This window comes from Limosilactobacillus gastricus PS3 (assembly GCF_000247775.1).
Lineage (GTDB): Bacteria > Bacillota > Bacilli > Lactobacillales > Lactobacillaceae > Limosilactobacillus > Limosilactobacillus gastricus_A.
The window spans coordinates 1-18,040 of the sequence record NZ_AICN01000059.1; the positions used below are offsets into that span (position 1 = coordinate 1).

Annotated in this window: 16 protein-coding genes; 1 reads left to right on the forward strand and 15 read right to left on the reverse strand. The window is 43.4% G+C overall.

Annotated features, from left to right (window positions below; all coding sequences use genetic code 11):
* The 15 genes from PS3_RS06595 to PS3_RS06665 form a co-directional block, all read right to left on the reverse strand.
* Positions 1-671 (reverse strand): GNAT family N-acetyltransferase (locus tag PS3_RS06595; RefSeq protein WP_040468475.1); only part of this gene is annotated, 671 nt, incomplete at its 3' end.
* A 25-nt stretch (positions 672-696) separates the two neighbouring features.
* Entirely contained in the window at positions 697-1,353 is a 657-nt protein-coding gene (locus tag PS3_RS06600; protein WP_040468476.1) for a cupin domain-containing protein, read from the reverse strand.
* Positions 1,354-1,490: 137 nt separating this feature from the next.
* Entirely contained in the window at positions 1,491-2,300 is an 810-nt protein-coding gene (locus PS3_RS06605) for a Cof-type HAD-IIB family hydrolase (protein WP_007122437.1), read from the reverse strand.
* A gap of 89 nt (positions 2,301-2,389) precedes the next feature.
* The gene (locus PS3_RS06610; protein WP_040468478.1) at positions 2,390-3,250 is read right to left on the reverse strand and encodes a CPBP family intramembrane glutamic endopeptidase; all 861 of its coding nucleotides are present in this window, start codon (positions 3,248-3,250) and stop codon (positions 2,390-2,392) included.
* Positions 3,251-3,283: 33 nt separating this feature from the next.
* Positions 3,284-4,171, reverse strand: a complete 888-nt coding sequence (locus tag PS3_RS06615) for a restriction endonuclease (RefSeq protein ID WP_007122438.1) — start codon at positions 4,169-4,171, stop codon at positions 3,284-3,286.
* Between the two features lie 190 nt (positions 4,172-4,361).
* Positions 4,362-5,729 (reverse strand): 23S rRNA (uracil(1939)-C(5))-methyltransferase RlmD, encoded by a 1,368-nt coding sequence (rlmD, locus tag PS3_RS06620; protein ID WP_007122439.1) that lies wholly within the window; start codon positions 5,727-5,729, stop codon positions 4,362-4,364.
* Positions 5,730-5,806: 77 nt separating this feature from the next.
* Complete coding sequence (locus PS3_RS06625) at positions 5,807-6,823, reverse strand: diacylglycerol kinase (protein ID WP_007122440.1); 1,017 nt, start codon at positions 6,821-6,823, stop codon at positions 5,807-5,809.
* Positions 6,824-6,832: 9 nt separating this feature from the next.
* On the reverse strand, positions 6,833-8,257 hold the full coding sequence (gene gatB, locus PS3_RS06630; protein WP_007122441.1) for an Asp-tRNA(Asn)/Glu-tRNA(Gln) amidotransferase subunit GatB: 1,425 nt from the start codon (positions 8,255-8,257) through the stop codon (positions 6,833-6,835).
* A gap of 1 nt (position 8,258) precedes the next feature.
* Positions 8,259-9,731 (reverse strand): Asp-tRNA(Asn)/Glu-tRNA(Gln) amidotransferase subunit GatA, encoded by a 1,473-nt coding sequence (gene gatA / locus PS3_RS06635; protein ID WP_007122442.1) that lies wholly within the window; start codon positions 9,729-9,731, stop codon positions 8,259-8,261.
* Complete coding sequence (gene gatC / locus PS3_RS06640) at positions 9,731-10,048, reverse strand: Asp-tRNA(Asn)/Glu-tRNA(Gln) amidotransferase subunit GatC (protein ID WP_007122443.1); 318 nt, start codon at positions 10,046-10,048, stop codon at positions 9,731-9,733. The genes gatA and gatC overlap by 1 nt, the downstream gene beginning before the upstream one ends.
* A 131-nt stretch (positions 10,049-10,179) precedes the next feature.
* Entirely contained in the window at positions 10,180-11,289 is a 1,110-nt protein-coding gene (locus PS3_RS06645) for a CamS family sex pheromone protein (protein ID WP_007122444.1), read from the reverse strand.
* Entirely contained in the window at positions 11,286-13,325 is a 2,040-nt protein-coding gene (gene ligA, locus PS3_RS06650; protein WP_007122445.1) for an NAD-dependent DNA ligase LigA, read from the reverse strand. Before ligA ends, PS3_RS06645 begins: the two co-directional genes overlap by 4 nt.
* Before the next feature lie 4 nt (positions 13,326-13,329).
* Entirely contained in the window at positions 13,330-15,618 is a 2,289-nt protein-coding gene (pcrA, locus tag PS3_RS06655; protein WP_040468487.1) for a DNA helicase PcrA, read from the reverse strand.
* 85 nt (positions 15,619-15,703) lie between these two features.
* Positions 15,704-16,831 (reverse strand): ATP-grasp domain-containing protein, encoded by a 1,128-nt coding sequence (locus tag PS3_RS06660; RefSeq protein WP_040468481.1) that lies wholly within the window; start codon positions 16,829-16,831, stop codon positions 15,704-15,706.
* Positions 16,832-16,850: 19 nt separating this feature from the next.
* On the reverse strand, positions 16,851-17,483 hold the full coding sequence (locus PS3_RS06665; protein WP_040468483.1) for a glycoside hydrolase family 73 protein: 633 nt from the start codon (positions 17,481-17,483) through the stop codon (positions 16,851-16,853).
* 238 nt (positions 17,484-17,721) lie between these two features.
* Between PS3_RS06665 and PS3_RS06670 the strand changes: the two genes are divergently transcribed.
* Positions 17,722-18,036 carry a helix-turn-helix domain-containing protein gene (locus PS3_RS06670; protein WP_176662265.1) on the forward strand — a complete coding sequence of 105 codons (315 nt, stop codon included), beginning with the start codon at positions 17,722-17,724 and terminating at the stop codon, positions 18,034-18,036.
* The last annotated feature ends 4 nt before the right edge of the window (positions 18,037-18,040 follow it).

Consider the following 18,040-nt stretch of genomic DNA (forward strand, 5'->3'; position numbering starts at 1 on the left):
CTTGTTGACAAAGAGCCAAAATTCTCAGGTGCTAGCCATTGTTCAAACTTTGGTTTCATTGCAGCATATTCTTCGGCAAGCATTGAATGCCAATCCGTATCCCGACTCCGTCCCTTATAGACGTTTGCCCGCCGAAAGGTTCCTTCAAACTTAAATCCTAATCGTTCGGCAGCACGCTTTGATGGGGCATTCAAGTGATCACACTTCCACTCATACCGGCGATAGTGAAGAGTTTCAAAGACATATTTCATGACCAAGTATTGAGCTTCCGTTGCGAGGCGGGATCGTTTCAATTTAGGCCCATACAGGACCCAGCCCATCTCAACGGAACGATTCTGGGGATCAATTCGCATTAAGGAAAAAGTTCCCACTACTTGACCCGTTTTTTTATCAACCACGGCTAAATAGTATGGGTCTTTTGAAGCGGCCATTTGGCTAAAATATTCCTTAAAGTCGGCTTGGCTGGTGAAGGCCTCCATTGGCAAATAGGTCCATTGCTCCTGAGGGCTCTGTGGACCATAAAACTCATAAGCGGATTCGAAGTGCCGAGCAAGGTTAATGGGTTCCACAGTCACAAAGTTTCCAGTTAGTTGGTTGATTTGGGGCCATTCACCGGGCGTGAAATCCGGTAAGGCATCACCAATTGGTTGATTAAATTCATTTAATCTCATTTTATTCTCCTTCTCGTCATGATCTTCAAGCAGTTAAATCAATTAATAAGGCCATTTTAAAAGGTGTCGACACCTGCACACTGTGGCGTCCACCCTGGGCGAAATGAAAATTCTGTCCCGCCTGAATTTGATGGTATTGGCCTTCATATGTAATGATGCCCTGACCATCTAAGGCAAAGATAATCGCATCACCTGGAGCGGCATGTTCGGCCAGACCCGTTCCCTGATCAAAGGACATAACTACAAATTTTAACTGATCGCTTTGAATCAGATCCATATTGATAATTTTATCAGTCTGGTAGGGAACTAAATCCGCCAACCGAAAAGTTTTACCAACCTTAAGTACTGCATTGATTTTATCCGTTGTTGGCACCAAAATCTCCGTATAAACAACCCCCGATACCGTTTTAAAACCAACGGGAGTATTAATTGGGGTCACAATCCCTTCGCCGGTTGAAAGTAGACAATCTAAATCATCCTCGCCATAAACATTGACCTGACCATCTGCCACGAGCACCAGTTTATAATACGGAAAGATTTCCGCACTAATATCAGTGCCAGCGGCTAACGAAAAATAAGTTACCTGATGCTCACCCTGGGTTACTGCTTTAGAAAGCGTACACCCCGCTACTGGTGGATTATCTTTGGCAATCGAAAATACTTGTCCTACTTTTTCTTTCATCATTGTTTCCTTAATTCAGCTTGTTCATCCGCAAAAATCAGCAAAACCAATATAAATAATCATATCCCAACCAGGTCCTTAAAGTGATCTGATTTTAGTTTACGATTTAAAATATATGTCACTTAGGACATCTAAAACTAATGAATAAACTTTTCAAAAGCTTGAGCGATGCCATCATCGTCATTTGAAGCGGTCACAAAATCAGCCTGCGCTTTGGCTTCGTCCGAACCATTTCCCATACAAACTGCAATGCCAGCAAAGTCAAACATCGCCAAATCATTTCCTTCATCGCCAAAGACCATAACTTCATCAGGCGCAATTTGTAACAATTCACTCAGTTGGGCCAAAGCATTGCCCTTATTCACCTTGGAGTTCATCATTTCGAGGAAACATTTGCCGGCGCGAACCACATACATCTCATCGCCAAAGGTGGTTTCCACTAACGGTTGAATTTGATCTAAACGTTCGGGATCACCCACAAAGGCGCCTTTCGTGATCGTAAAATCTGCTGGTAACTCATCTGGTTGGCGCACCATGATTCCTGCTTCGTTTTCCCAGGCTTGGACGACCGTCACAAAATCAATGTCGTGATCGGCTGTATAAATAACCGAATGTTCATCTAACACATTAAAGGGAACTTGATGTTCTTTACCAAAGGCCGTTAAGCGACGGTATTGCTGATTATCAAGTAACTCTTTTGCCAAGATTCGGCCCGATGCCGAACAAATAATGGCCCCATTGTAGGTAACCGCATATTGATCATCACCTTGGATGCCTAATTGATCTAAATAGGGTTTCACGCCAGCTAACGGGCGTCCGGAACAAAGGACCACCTTAATCCCTTGGTCCAAAGCTTGAGAGATCACTTTTTTGGTGGATTCCAGAATCTCACCTTTGGAATTTAAGAGGGTATCATCAATATCAAGTGCGACTAATTTAATTGCCATGCGATCGCCTTCCTTTCAGGATAAATATTACTTTAGTTAATCTTATTATACCGGAAATAATCACAAATCTGGCTTTGATTATTGGTTATTTAAAATGGCGTCTTTTGGCTGACGCTGCGAAAACGTATCAAAAACAAACCAATCATCACTAGATAGGCGAGATTGAAAGGTAAGCTACAATCCGAACCATATTGCCCACCAGTCATTAATTGATGATGACTGGTAAAGATTAGTTGGAAGGGCCAATCATGTGACAGACTAGCTTGAACAGGAATCAAGGTTAGAATCAAATTATATGCGGCATGAAGGGTAAAGTTGGCCCAAATAGAATGCGCCCAAAGGTAGGCCAGAGATAACAAAGTTCCCATCAAAAAACCTGAAACCACCAGTTGGATAGCACTGAGCAAATCGAGTTGACCATTCATTAAATGCACTAAGCCAAATAGTAATGATGATACAATGACTCCGGTGACGGTATTCGACCGTCGTGCGACTTGTTCGAAAATGACACCCCGAAAGGCAATTTCTTCAACCAAGGGCGCTACAAAAAATAGCAAGACATTATTGACTAGATTTTGCGTGAATTCCCAATGGTTTAGTGATGGAGTTGCGACCTTTACTCCCACCAGCCAGGTTCCAGCTAATAAAATGACAATTAGTAAGCAGGCATCCGTAAAATAGTGTTTTTTGAAGCGAACAGATCCAGTAATAGTCGAAAATTTGTGCTGATAGCGATGCTTACAAAGCCATTTAAAGCCGGCATAAAAGATCCATAAATAACCTAGTGAAAGCAAAATATCAGCTACCAAGATATAACTATGGTTCGTTTTTAAACCCGGCGCAAAAATTTGGGGAAGCCCCAAAATTATCTGCGGGATTATTTGAGCAACAATTACTAGTAACAATATTAAAACGATATCAAGGATCGATTGCCATAATTTTTTAATCATTGGTCATCCTTTCGGGGTAATAATAAATAAAAACTAATCTTTATCCCAATAGAAGTCCTTCAACCGATAAGTAGTGACTGGTTCGACGTAATAATGATATTTCGCAACCAAATTACAAATCTGATCACCATTAATCAAGGTGATGATCCGACTTCCTTGGCGAGCCGTTTTCACCGCTTCTCTGGTGAAATCAGAATTAGTAATGAAAATGCCAAATTCAGCGTTAAATTTATCCATTGCTCCGCGGAACTTATCAATCTCCGGTGCCGACACTTTCCCTTGCCAGCGTTTGGCCTGTAAAGCAACTCTGGTGGTCCGAAAGTCGTCAGCTGTTATATAGCCGAAGCCGTCGATACCTCCATCAGCCACGTACTGAACTCCAAGCTCATCATCAGTATTAATGCCCATTTTTGTAAGTAAACCGCGGCAAAAGAGCTCAAATTTCTGAGGATTCATTTTAGTTAAGGCATCCAATAATTGTTGGCGCCATGGTTCTTCTAATTCATCGGGATCCTCATGATCGTCAGTATTTATCTTATCAGAGCTAGTAACCTTATTCTGCTTTTCTTGTGCCAACATCTTTTCAACTACCGGTCGAACATCACGAGCTCCATCAAAAGCAGCAACATCTACATTACGTCCCTTTTCTGTTAGCTCAAGCAAATGACCATCTTCATGCAGGTATCCCGTCATGATCAGATATTTAACCGCAAAATTAAGTGTCCACGCAAACGGACTATAATTTTTACCAGTTTTTTTAGAAACTTTAATTCGGTCAACTTCATCTTCTGAAATGACCTCAGAATTATCATGAATATCCTGACGGATTTCCTTTCTTGAAACCTGTCCACCCAAACGGTACATTGATTTTAATACTTCGTTCATCGTTTGATCTTCAATCATAATTCTTTGATTTGCCATTTAAATCACCATCTAGATAATAAAAGTCATACGCAATTTTTAATTATATGTGTTTCATGTCAAGGACGATTATTATCTCTAATTTTACTATTCATCACACTCTCAGCGGTTCGCCACTAGCCAAACATGCGTCGCCATGCTCCTCATTCTTGGGTGGCTATCGCATAGATCGTTTCTAAGCGCGCTCCCTTTAGTCGCGTTCAAGTAAAGTAATACTTTCAACGTGCGTCGTTTGCGGAAATTGATCCACGGGCTGGATAGGCTTTGTTACTCGGTAACCTTGATCCATAAAACGCTTCAGATCCCGGACGAGCGTGGCGGGATTACAAGAGATATACACAATCTTTTGTGGTGTCATCTGACCAGCCGCCTCAATCACTCGCTCATCCAGTCCCTTCCGTGGCGGATCAACAATCAACACGTCTGGTTTCAGTCCTTGTGCTTGCCATTTCGCCATCTGCTCTTCCGCTTTTCCGACCACAAATTCAGCATTTTCAATCTGATTATGCTGCGCATTTAGTTTGGCATCTTGAATGGCAGCTTCCACAATTTCAACTCCGTAAACCTTTTTCGCATGTTTGGCTACGGCTAAGGAGATCGTCCCAATCCCACAATAAGCATCAATCACAGTTTGATTTCCGTCCAATTCCGCATAATCAATGGCGGTTTGATAAAGACGTTCCGTTTGTTGCGGGTTAACCTGATAAAAAGACAGGGGGGAAATCGTGAAATCAATCCCTAATAATTGATCATGAATCGTTTCAGCTCCCCACAGAGTATGATTCTCCCGTCCTAAGACCACATTGGTTGGCTTAGAATTGATATTTTGAATAATACTGGTAATACCCGGGACCTGGTCAACGATTCCCTGGACTAATTCAGCTTGGTGCGGTAATTTAGTTGTCCGCGTGACCAACACTACCATCACTTGATGGCTATAATACCCCCGGCGGACCATGATGGTCTTGAGATCCCCCGTTTGTTTTACTTCATCATATGCTCGGATATGGTACTGCCGTATGAGGTCACGTACAATCTTGATCGTCTCATCGATGACTGGATCTTGAATATAGAAATTCTCAATGGGAACTAGTTCATGGCTCCCCCGTTTATAAAATCCCGTTTCAATCTGGCCACGGATAAAACGCACTGGGACTTGCGCCTTATTCCGGTATTGGAATGGCTTATCCATCCCCATAGTTGGCGCAACATCCACGGCTAAATGGGCCTTTTGTAAGAGATCCTGGATCAATTTTTGTTTAAACCTTAACTGGGCGGGATATTTTAAGTGACCCAAAGGTGCGATCCCCGTTTGTAAATAGCGTTGGTCGGGATCTGCAACACGGTCAGGACTCTTACTTTGCCAATTTAAGACCTGCCCCCAAGCAAAATTTGTGGTAACTTTAGTTACTTTAACCGTTACCTTTTCCTCAGGTAAAGCCTCGGGAATGAAGATTGGATAATGATCTACTTTCATCACCCCATTACCTTGATAGGTTAAATCCTCAATCTGCCCCGTTAATTCCTCGCCTTTGCGAACTGGTATCTTTACTTTCATCCTAGCTCCTTTTAAGCAAAAAGAGCGCTGCGAACCACCGAAAATAAGCCTCCTGGTCCGTTGGCGCTCCCTTGTATTTATTTATTCGATTCCACTTCATGGACTTTATCCACATCCCGGATAAAGTCTTTTTCCATCCGTTGCAATTCTGGCGTCATTTCACTACTAATGGCTTCATTCGGGATCTCAGCCACATTAGCGACTACATTGATATGTTGGCGCAAGTTATGGAATTGCATGGGCGCATCGCCACCATATTCGCCATCAAGATTAATCATCAGCCGATCTTCTTCATGGACGGGTTCGACGAACACATCCTTAGCTTTAGCATAGATAATCCGATCGTCACCCACGTGGTTTCCCTTTAGAGCTTTGGCCATCAGCTGTAGCATCCCAGGAATAGAACTATCCTTAACGATTAACAAGGAAAAGTTTCCATCGTCTAAAGACGCATCCGGCACCACCTGTTCAAAGCCACCCACTGAATTAGTAAGGGCTAAGAAGATGGTTGAAACTTCACCTTCGTAGACTTGATCATCATACTTAACCCGGACATCTACGGCCTTCACTCGCGGCAATAATTCGGCTCCTTTGGCAAAATAAGCAAGATAGCCAAATAAGGACTTCATTTGGGAGGGAACATCATAGGTCAATTCGGTCAGGGTTCCGGCCGCGGCAATATTCATAAAGTAATTATCACCCGCTTGACCAACATCAATTTTGAAGCGGTTTTCTGGATTTAAAATCACCCGTGCCGCGCCAACGGGGTCTTCCCGTGGAATTTTTAGGGCCCGCGCATAGTCATTGGTCGTTCCCGATGGGATCACCGCTAACAACGGCCGCTGCTCAAAAGGAGCGATCCCATTCATGACTTCATTGATGGTCCCATCACCACCAGCCGCAACGATCAGATCAAAGCCTTCACGGACAGCCCGGCTGGCTTCCATTTTCGCAGAATTAGGTTCTGGAGTCGTGGCGTAAGCACTAGTTTCGTAGCCTGCTTGTTCATACACGGCGAGAATCTCAACCAGATCCTGCTTAATCGCTTCACGCCCTGAGGTTGGATTATAAATTACGCGTGCTCGCTTTGTCATTAAAGTCTCCTATTGGGCATTGAGTGCTTGCATCAATAACTTGTTAACGACACCAGGGTTGGCCTTCCCCTTGGTTTGTTTCATGATTTGACCAACTAAGAAGCCAACGGCCCGATCTTTCCCATTCTTAAAGTCTTCAATCGATTGTTGGTTATTTGCCAAGACTTCGTCCACAATTGGTTGTAATTGTGCTGGATCAGATAATTGAACCAAGCCATTCTTTTCCGCATAGGCTGCTGGTTCTTGACCATCCAAGATTCCTTTAAAGACCTTCTTTGCCATCTTAGATGAAATTGTTCCATCATCGATTAACTTAATCATCCCGGCAAGGTTAGCTGGCGTTAACTTCGTTGCTGGCAGATCAACGTGTTCCGTGTTTAAGTAACTGTTCACGTCGTTCATCAAGTAGTTAGCAACCTTACGGGCATCGGCTCCTTCCGCCACTGTCCCTTCAAAGAAATCCGACATTTCCTTCGTTTGGGTCAGGACCATAGCGTCATAATCGGTTAAGCCTAAATCATTAACGTAGTGTTCCCGCCGTTCGCCTGGCATTTGTGGCATTTCAGCATTGATTTGATCAATCCATTCATCACTAACATGTACGGCCGGCACATCCGGTTCTGGGAAGTAACGATAATCATCGCTTCCTTCCTTGGTCCGCATCGAAATCGTACTCTTGGTGGCTTCGTCATACCGCCGCGTTTCTTGAACGATTTGGCCACCCGACAAGAGGACCTTTTGGTGGCGTTCTTGTTCAAAGTTTAGGGCATTCCGGACATAGTTAAAGGAGTTGATGTTCTTCATTTCCGTCTTGGTCCCATATTGATCCGAACCAATTGGCCGCACTGAGATGTTGGTATCAACCCGCATCGAACCTTCTTCCATCTTCACATCCGAAATCCCTGTAAATTGGATTCGTTGACGCAGGGCTTCTAAATATGCCACGGCTTCATCTGGAGAAGCAATGTCAGCTTTAGACACGATTTCGATCAAGGGCGTCCCCTGCCGGTTTAAATCCACATAAGAGTATTGACCGGTGTGGGTATTCTTCCCCGCATCTTCTTCAATGTGCATTTCCGCAATTCCGATGCGTTTTTTATTTCCATCAACTTCAATTTCGACCCATCCATCATGGGCAATTGGGGTTTCCGATTGGGTAATTTGATAGGCCTTAGGATTATCAGGATAGAAATAGTTTTTCCGATCAAAGTGCATATCCTTGGTGATTTCAGCATGTAAGGCCAAGCCCGCCATAATTCCGGCCTTGACGACCCCTTTATTTAAGGTTGGTAAGACCCCTGGATACCCCCAGTCAAGGGGATTAGTATTGGCGTTAGGTTCTGCACCAAAGTTAACTGGTGAGGGGCTAAAAATCTTGGAATTCGTTTTTAACTCCACGTGGACTTCTAGTCCAATTGTCGTTTCAAAGTTCATTTTATTGGTCCCCTCCTAACTTTGCCGTTTGCTTGTGATGATCGGTGGTTTGTTCAAATACGTAGGCCGTCTTATATAAGGTTGCTTCATCGTACTTCTTCCCGATTAATTGCATCCCCACTGGCATGCCATTAACCTTAGAGAAACCAGCTGGGACGGACATTGCTGGAACCCCAGCAAGATTTGCCGTCACCGTTAAGACGTCGTTGTAGTACATCTTCGTTGGGTCGTCAATGTTTTCCCCAATCTTAAAGGCCGTTGATGTTCCCGTGGCCCCGATGATGACATCATGGTCTGCAAAGACTTTTTCAAAATCTTCCGCAATTAAGCGCCGAATTTTCGCCGCCTTATTGAAGTAAGCATCATAAAAGCCGGCTGATAGAGAGAAGGTTCCCAGCATAATCCGCCGTTTAACTTCATCCCCAAAGCCTTCAGACCGTGTTTTGACATAGACGTCTTCCAGGTTCTTGACATTATCGGCTCGGAAACCATAGCGAATCCCATCGAATCGTTGTAAGTTTGAGGACGCCTCAGAAGATGCCAAGATGTAGTATGCTGGCACGCCGTACTTAGTATGTGGCAAGGAAACTTCATCCACCGTTGCCCCTAGCGATACTAAGTGGTCTAAGCCAGCCTGAATCACTTCACGGACATCCGCATCAATGGCATCACTCATATATTCTTTAGGCACCCCAATCCGGAGTCCCTTCACATTAGCTTCATCTAAGCCCGCCGCAAAATCCGGTACAGGTCGACGAGAAGAAGTCATATCATGATCATCTTGTCCGCTAATCGCGGTCATTAAAATGGCATTATCTTTAACGTTTTGGGTTAACCAGCCAACTTGGTCAAAGCTTGATCCAAAGGCAATCACGCCCCAACGTGAAACTCGCCCATAGGTTGGTTTCATCCCTACAATGCCGTTAAAGGAAGCGGGCATCCGAATCGAACCACCGGTATCGGTTCCAAAGGCCCCTAATACATCGCCAGCTGCTACCGCGGCGGCCGAACCGCCGGAAGATCCCCCTGGTACTCGACTTAAGTCCCAAGGATTGTGGGTCGTCCCGAAATATGAAGTTTCCGTAGAGGACCCCATGGCGAATTCATCTAAATTGGTTTTACCAACGTTGATAAAACCAGCCGCATTTAATTTTTCAATGACCGTGGCATCATAAACCGGCATGAAGTTTTCCAAAATTTTGGAAGCGGCCGTCGTCCGTAAACCCTTGGTTAAGATATTATCTTTGACCGCTAAGGGAATCCCCGCCAATAATTGGTCTGCCGGAATACCAGCTTCATCTAAAGCCTTGGCCTTGGCTAAAGCAGCTTCATCATTGCGGGTAATAAAAGCTTGTACATCTGCTTCGGTTTCATCCATCCGCGCTAAACTAGCCTTGACTAATTCGGTAGCAGTCACCTTACCCGCCACTAAGTCAGCATGTAATTGGCTAATGTCAGTTTGACGATAATCCATTATTCGCCATCCTCACTTTCATCTAAAATCGCTGGCACCCTGATCAAGCCATCTTCCGTTTCAGGAGCATTGGCCAGCAAGGCTTGCCGCATCGCTTCACTACTTTTAACGGCTTCGTCTTCTCGTAAAACGTTTACTTCATCAGTAGCGGTCGTCATTGGCTTGACCTGCTCTGTATCGACTTCTGCTAATTGATTAAACAGGTCAATAATCTCTTCCAATTGTGGTACAAAATGGTCCAGTTCCGCATCAGTAAATGATAGCTTGGCTAGTTCAGCCACGTGTTGAACTTGTTCACGGTCTAAATTTTCTGCCATGACTTTCGAACCCTCTTTTCTCTAAATTTAAAAACAATACTATATTGAATTTTACCATAAATCAGTCATTTAATTATCATCCTTATCGGATTCCAAATAAAAAATCGTCTCAAAGGACGATTTCTTAAAATCTAATAGGATGAAAAGACGTGGGATTCATAATCATCAGAATTACTATTTCGATAAACTACAGATTGAATTTCATTATCTGAAGTTTGGATCTTGATTTCAATCGGGATCCCACTTGGAAGATACTTCTTAGCCTGGCGCTCAATGTATTGCGTGAAACTTTGAATTTCACTAGAACTATAGAATTGGGTCGTCACCGAAATGTTCATTCCGGATAATTCCCCGTTATAGTATTGTGCTTGCGCCGTTACTCCCGAGATGTTCGGGAAGAAGTTTTGCACCTTATTCTTAAAGTTCGTAAAGTTACTATCATCACTTTGATCATCTTCCGTCGTTGAGGTCGCATCACTAGATTTCGGTAAGATCTTCGTGGAGTAATTTAACTTATGCCACTCACTAATGGTGCTCCCGTTATTCCGACTGTAAGCAACATAGTTACCACCTACCAGGCTGTCTGAGGAAGCTTGCCGATAAATCGCAATCACAATTGGAATATTCTTCAGCTTACTATTTTTCCGTAATCGCTTCAGAATTTTTGCAGCTGCTTCTTTCCCCTTGGCAAGTCCTTCAGCTTTACTAATGGTCTTGGTATAGTATGGACCATCGGTTTCTTTTTGATATTGATATTCCGAGTTAACAGCAATCCCAATCACCATGCCCCGTAATTTCAAGTTATTACCATCTTGGGTCATGTAATCTTGTTCTTCAATCTGTTGAATATATTCAGGATTGGGATCATCACTGCTCCCCTTTTTAGGGTTTAAGCCCGCTGCATTTGATGAAACCCGGGCCAGCCAATGATTAATGGTAGTCGAACTTAGATATTGTCCCTCTTGGAAAATGTAGGTTTTCGTCGAGAAAATTCGTTTAGCAACGGTCGTTAAGCCCGAATCAAAACTCTTTAAACTCGCCGTCGAATTCCCATTGCTGCTATTAACCCCCCGAGACTTACTGGTCCGGTATTTACCATTTACCACCACGGTCCGATAATTACCACTTCCGCCTGACGAAAGGGTCGTCACCTTACTTTTTGAGCTAGTTGAACAGGCTGCCAGGCCAATTGATAGGCCGGCTAGCATCCCGACGGTCAGCATCCGTTTCAATAATTTCATGCTTCTGTTGCCCCTTTCATGGCCTCCGCAAATTGTGCTTCATTCCAGATTTCAATCCCCAGTGACTGAGCCTTAGTCAGCTTACTGCCGGCTTTTTCGCCCGCAATTAATAAGTCCGTTTTCTTTGAAACGCTCCCCGTTACCGTCGCACCATGCTGACTTAACCAATTGCTTGCTTCCTGACGGGTCATCGTGGTTAAAGAGCCGGTTAAGACTACACGGCGATCTTGCCATTCCGCACTAGCCACCTGACCTTGGGGGGCTAAATAATCAAAGTTCAGCCCCGCGGCTTTTAATTCATCTAATAAAGTTTGCACCTGGGGATTGGCAAAGTAGGTTTCCACACTTTGTCCAATTGTATCACCTAAATTATCAACTTGCGCAATTGTTTGGGCCTTGGCAACTTTTAATTCGTCTAAGGAACCAAAGCGTTGTGCTAATAATAAGGCTGCTTTCGCCCCTACATGACGAATGCCCAAGCCAAAAATCAGCCGTTCCACCGAATTATGCCGACTTTGTTCAATCGAATTAATTAGGTTTTGAGCTGACTTTTCACCAAATTTTGGCAGATCTAATAACTGTTCACTAGTTAATCGATATAAATCAGCCACATCATGGATCAGTTTATGATCCCACAATTGTTCAATAATTTTGGGCCCTAAACCATCAATATTCATGGCATTTCGCGAGGCGAAATGCGCCAAGCCTTCCTTGATTTGAGCTGGACACATAGGATTAATGCATCGTAATGCGACTTCATCCGTTAAATGAACTAGGGTAGAACCACAGACCGGACAAGTCGTCGGAATTTGATAGGGCTGACTATCAGCCGGTCGCTTTGCCTTTACCACGGTCGAAATTTCTGGAATGATATCGCCAGCCTTGTGTAACAAGACCGTATCACCGATCCGAATATCTTTCGCCATTAAATAGTCAGGATTATGCAGGGACGCCCGACTCACGGTCGTACCAGCTAATTGGACCGGATCCATAACGGCAGTTGGGGTTACATTACCCGTTCGGCCAACCGTCCATTCAATCTCGCGGACCACGGTTGGCTCTTCTTCAGGCGGGAATTTATAGGCAATTTCCCACCGCGGAACCTTCACGGTGTTTCCTAAAGCCACTTGCGTATCTAAATCGTTGACCTTTTCAACGATCCCATCGATCCCATAGGGTAATTGATCCCGTTGTACGGTATATTCATCAATATAAGCTTGAATTTCTTCATCATTCTGGACCACCCGATAATTAGGATTAACCGGAAAGCCTAGGGCAGCCATTTTTTCTAAGGCCTGGGCTTGGGTTTGCAGACCTAATTGTTGGTATTCAGGAATGTAGTACATAAAGACCGCTAATTGCCGTTTAGCCGTAATCTTTGGGTCCAGTTGGCGTAAACTACCGGCCGCCGCATTCCGCGGGTTAGCAAAGACTGGTTCCCCATTCGCTTCTCGTTCCGCATTTAGTTGTGCAAAGGCCTCTTTGGGCATGTAACATTCACCCCGAAATTCCATCGACAAAGGTTCACTTAATTTTAAGGGAATATCTTTAATCGTCTTAACATTAGCGGTGACGTCTTCACCAATTTGCCCATTCCCACGAGTGGATCCTTGGACTAAATGACCATTTTCATAAACCAAGGATAAAGAAAGCCCGTCGATTTTTAATTCCAAGTTATATTCAGTTTCCACGTCTACCTCGGTGGAAGCTTGCTGCCGTTGATTAAAGTCAAATAATTCTGCTGGCGAAAATACATCTCCCATCGAAAGCATGGGAATGGCATGATTAACCTTACCCAGTTGACTTTCCGTTTGTCCGCCCACTCGTTGGGTCGGTGAATCTGGACTCACTAAATCTGGAAATTTACTTTCAATTTCGACGAGGCGTTGGTAGGTCCGATCATAAACATAATCTTCAACAGTTGGTTGATCTTGTTCGTAATATTCTTTGCCCCATTGAATTAGTTGAGCTCGTAAGGTTGGTAATTCTGCTTGCGCTTGATCGTGACTTAAGTCGCTTACTGGAACTTCTGCCATCAGCTCAGTCCTCAACTTTCGTAATTGGGGCAAAACTGGCTAATAAGCGCTTCACCCCTTGTTGTGGGAAGGCAATATCTAATTCCATATCCGTTCCCGTTCCATTAACTGAGACCACCGTCCCTGTTCCCCACTTTTTGTGGGTCACCTTATCACCAGTTTGCCAAGCCTGTTGATCTGCTCCGGTCCCTGAATTTGCGACCTTTGGCGCAACCTTCTTGCCTGGAGTCCGCCGCGGTTTGGCTTGGTAAGTCGTGGCTTGACTAGCCTGACTGGCATAGCCACCATACAAGCCACCTTTTCCAGTTCCAAAGACCATACCACCCTCATTTTCAGTTTTAATCAAAGAATCATCAATCTCATCGATAAAATCAGATGGTTGATTCCGTTGTACCCGACCATACAACATCCGCGAAAAGGCGTTGGTAAGGTACAGTTTACGTTTGGCCCGCGTGATCCCCACGTAGGCTAAGCGCCGTTCTTCTTCCATCTCATCCGTTCTTTCCATTGCCCGAGCCAATGGGAAAATTCCTTGTTCCATCCCAATTAAGAAAATGACTGGGAACTCCAAGCCTTTAGCGGCATGTAAAGTCATCAAGGTTACGGCAGGTTCTTGTTCATCCACATCATCTTGATCAGATACTAAGGCTAAGTCGGCCAAGAAGTTAATGATCTTTTCCATTTGTGGGAGATTGTCATCGGCATGTTGTTTATCATATTCAGCCGTAACGGACTTAAATTCATCCAAGTTCTCCCGCCGCGCTTGGGCTTGCAGACTCTTATCTTGACGCAATGCTTCATCATAGCCAGATTTGTCTAAAATCAATTCAGTTAAATCGGTAATCGAAAGTTGATCTGCTTGATCTGTCAAATCCACCATTAATTGCCCGAATTGATCTAACTTATTGCGGGCGGCGGCGCCGATTTGATTAGCATTTATCACATTTTGGGCGGCATATAATAGTGGCCAGTGATTATCATCGGCAAATTCCCGTAAATGTTCCACACTCGTATCCCCAATTCCCCGTTTGGGCGTATTTACGACCCGAGTGAAGGACATTGAATCTTGCGGATTAACAATTAAGGTCAAATAAGCTAAAATATCCCGAATTTCCTTTCGGTCATAAAACTTATGTCCCCCCACCATCGTATATGGGATACTCGACTTCAGGAAGGTTTCTTCAATCACCCGTGATTGGGCATTGGTGCGGTAGAGGACAGCAAAATCATTATAATGATATTGATGGTTAGCCCGCTCTTCTTGAATTTTCTTCACGATAAATTGTGCTTCATCGTGTTCGTTTTGCGCGCGATAGTAAGAAATCTTTTCGCCCGCCCCATTTTCCGTCCATAAATTCTTATCCTTACGTTGCAAGTTGTTGATAATTACTTCATTAGCAGCTTTCAGGATGGTTTGCGTCGACCGATAATTTTGTTCCAACATAACTGTTTGGGCTTGAGGGTAGTCACGTTCAAAATTCAAAATATTATTCATGTTGGCTCCCCGCCAACCGTAAATACTTTGATCAGCATCCCCAACCACACAAAGGTTTTGGTACTTTTGGGCTAACAGATTAACCAATTGATACTGGGCATCATTCGTATCTTGATACTCGTCGACATGAATGTAATGGAATTTATCTTGATAATAGGCCAAGGTATCCGATGAGGTCTGGAACAATTCAATGGTTTTCATAATCAGATCATCAAAATCTAGGGATTGGTTATTAGCCAATTCCGTTTGGTAACTTTGATAAACCTTTCCCACCATTTGTCCAAAGGGCCCACGATGCTTTTCTAGATATTGTTCTGGCGTTTCCATAGCGTTTTTAGCATTGGAAATAGCCGATAAGATCGAGCGTGGATCAAATTTTTGCGTATCTATGTTTTGATCCTCACAAATCCGCTTCACCAAAGTCCGTTGTTCGCTACTATCCGCAATGGTGAAAGCACGGTTAAAGCCAATCCGATCAATATCACGCCGCAAAATCCGTACACATAAGGCGTGGAAAGTCGAAACCCAAACGTCGCGCGCATTCTCCCCCAAGAGTTTACCAACCCGTTCTTGCATCTCGCGCGCCGCCTTATTAGTAAAGGTAATGGCGAGAATATTCCACGGTAAGACATGCTTTTCTTCAATTAAATAAGCAATTCGATGGGTTAAAACCCGGGTTTTCCCAGACCCTGCACCGGCCATCACTAATAATGGCCCTTCCGTGGTTAAAACCGCTTCTTGTTGCTTATCATTCATTCCCTGTAATAATGATTGTTCAGTCACGCTAATTCTCCTCATTTTTGTTGTCCGAACTACATTATATAGCATGGACTTTTTAGATAAAAACATAAAAAATCCCCAAGAGGATTATTTCTTCTGGGGATCAATCATCCGTCGGCTTAGTTGTTAAATTCAAATCGGCTAATTGCTGCTTTAAGTTGCTTGGTTCATCACCAGTTAACCAGACAAAGCCTTGGGCCCGACTTAAGGGAGCGGGTAAATATTCAACTTGCCAATTGGCTTGCTCTAAAATTGCTTGATTAATTGTCGATTGTTGTTCCTCATAAATCGGGACCATTACCACTTCTTGCAGTAAATCAACCTCATGGGCAACCATGCCCACGGCCATCCGAACAAGTTGTTCTTCCGGCATGACACTGACCGCTGCTTGTAAAGCAACATTGCTAATCGAAAGCCCCGGCACAATTTCATCAACGTAAAGATTACCAGATTCAGTGGTATAAAATTTCAAGGTTAAGGTCCCTTGATAACCTAAGGTGGTGATGATCTCGCGACTAACCCGTTCGACTTCACTTTCCAAAGCGGGATCCACTTCTTCAACTACTTGGGCCATCACTAACCGGCGCTGTTCATCATATGATTCTTGCACGATTGGATAGTAAACAAAATGTTCGCCATCATAAGCAACCGTTAAGGCATATTCAGCGGAGTGATCAATCCACGATTCCAGAATATAACTACCAGCCTGAATAAAAGCATCCGCGCGGGCAATATCCGTTTGCCGATTTAAGCGGAGGATACTTTCTCCCCGTCCCCGTTGAATAGACTTTAAAACGGTGGGATATCCAATGGCGTCAATTGATTGGTAAACTTCGTCTAAATTAACCACTGTATCATAAGGCGGCATATTCACATTCAGTTGGTCCAACAAGGCGCGTTCCACAATCCGATCCTGCACAATTTCTAAGGCCCCATAACCTTGGGGAACGGTCGTAAATTGCGTCAAATACTTTAAAATAACCGCATCTAACAAAGGATTGGTATAGATGACTGCATCACATTGTTGCCCAAACTTTTGTAAGGATTCTTTGACCCGATAATTATCAACAATAGTCTGATCAGCCCACTGTTCCAATTGTGGATCATGATGATCTAAATATAAATAAACATTTAAACCCAACTGCTTAACGACCGTAATCAATCGCCATTGATAGTCTTCTAGGCCAATGATTCCCAGAGTCCCCTTATTGGTTAAACTTGCATTATCCACAATCATCCCTCTTTTCTAATTAATTATCATACTGGTCTAAATCGTAAGTTTGAATGATGTTAATTAACTTCTTCGCGTAGTCTGGGTCCGTTGCATAATCAGCATCCTGGAGAGCTTGGGCCGCATCCTTATAGTTCGTTGCGTTTACCACGGCCGAATAATTATTGGAATTATAATAAGTCCCATTCAGCATTAACTTGGTGTGATCAGCAATCGAAGCATTCCAACTACTGTATACCTTAAAGCGTCCACTAATTGTCACCCATTGACCATTAGTATATTCCTTGGTCGACATGACCTTTGAATTAGCACCAGATCCTTTAATTCCGAACAGGTTATGATAGTCCTTAGCAAGGCTACTCTTCCCCCAATTCGATTCTAGAATTGCCTGAGCAATGGTAATGGAAGACATGACATGGTATTTAGTTTGCATCTTTTGGGCTTCGGGAGCGATCTTTTTAATAAAGTCACGCTTTTCCTTGGCCTGCTTTTCAATCGTTTGTTGTTGTTCATATTGTTGACGATAACGCATATAAACGTGTCGTCCAAAATAGGCCCCGACTAAGGCTACTAACATCACTAAGATGATAATGGTCCACTTCAGGCCCCGATTCATCTTCCGTTTTTTGGTCCGTCGTCTTCTTTTTGCCACCTTTATTCTCCTCGAATGTAATACTGTTAATATCATACCGTACTTAGCAAGATAAATTAACCATTTTTAATACTTTATTCTGGGAAAAAATGATGAAAATTATTTTAAATAAATCAAAAACCGACTCCATATGGAATCGGTGATATGCTCCCCTTTAGGTAGACAAGGAAATATATAAATTTCCAAGTCTGCTTAGAGAGGAGTTTTTCTTATGTCTAGAGGTGGAACGAGGCACAGTTTGGAACAGCGTCTCGAAATTGTAACTAAATATTTGAGTGGCCAGGATTCATTAACTCAATTGAGTAAGGAATATGGTGTTAGTAAGTCAGCGCTTAAAAGCTGGTACCATAGATATGAATCTAAAGGTATTGATGGCCTTAGGAAGACTCATAAGAATAAAAAATATGATCCAAAATTCAAATTAGAAATGGTTCATAAGGTTCTGTCTGGAGAGATTGGGTTATGTGAATGTTGTAGAGAGTTCAATCTTCCAAGTCCCAGTATATTATCAAATTGGGTAGAAACACTAATAATAGTAGGTAAAGTATTTTAAAGCG

What these genes read in the sequence shown, in the direction of transcription:
- PS3_RS06605 (WP_007122437.1), bottom strand. Translation starts at nt 2,300, where the DNA reads ATGGCAATTAAATTAGTCGCACTTGATATTGATGATACCCTCTTAAAT.
- PS3_RS06600 (WP_040468476.1), bottom strand. Translation starts at nt 1,353, where the DNA reads ATGAAAGAAAAAGTAGGACAAGTATTTTCGATTGCCAAAGATAATCCA.
- PS3_RS06645 (WP_007122444.1), bottom strand. Translation starts at nt 11,289, where the DNA reads ATGAAATTATTGAAACGGATGCTGACCGTCGGGATGCTAGCCGGCCTA.
- PS3_RS06610 (WP_040468478.1), bottom strand. Translation starts at nt 3,250, where the DNA reads ATGATTAAAAAATTATGGCAATCGATCCTTGATATCGTTTTAATATTG.
- pcrA (WP_040468487.1), bottom strand. Translation starts at nt 15,618, where the DNA reads ATGAGGAGAATTAGCGTGACTGAACAATCATTATTACAGGGAATGAAT.
- gatA (WP_007122442.1), bottom strand. Translation starts at nt 9,731, where the DNA reads ATGGATTATCGTCAAACTGACATTAGCCAATTACATGCTGACTTAGTG.
- PS3_RS06625 (WP_007122440.1), bottom strand. Translation starts at nt 6,823, where the DNA reads ATGACAAAGCGAGCACGCGTAATTTATAATCCAACCTCAGGGCGTGAA.
- PS3_RS06615 (WP_007122438.1), bottom strand. Translation starts at nt 4,171, where the DNA reads ATGGCAAATCAAAGAATTATGATTGAAGATCAAACGATGAACGAAGTA.
- rlmD (WP_007122439.1), bottom strand. Translation starts at nt 5,729, where the DNA reads ATGAAAGTAAAGATACCAGTTCGCAAAGGCGAGGAATTAACGGGGCAG.
- gatB (WP_007122441.1), bottom strand. Translation starts at nt 8,257, where the DNA reads ATGAACTTTGAAACGACAATTGGACTAGAAGTCCACGTGGAGTTAAAA.
- ligA (WP_007122445.1), bottom strand. Translation starts at nt 13,325, where the DNA reads ATGGCAGAAGTTCCAGTAAGCGACTTAAGTCACGATCAAGCGCAAGCA.
- gatC (WP_007122443.1), bottom strand. Translation starts at nt 10,048, where the DNA reads ATGGCAGAAAATTTAGACCGTGAACAAGTTCAACACGTGGCTGAACTA.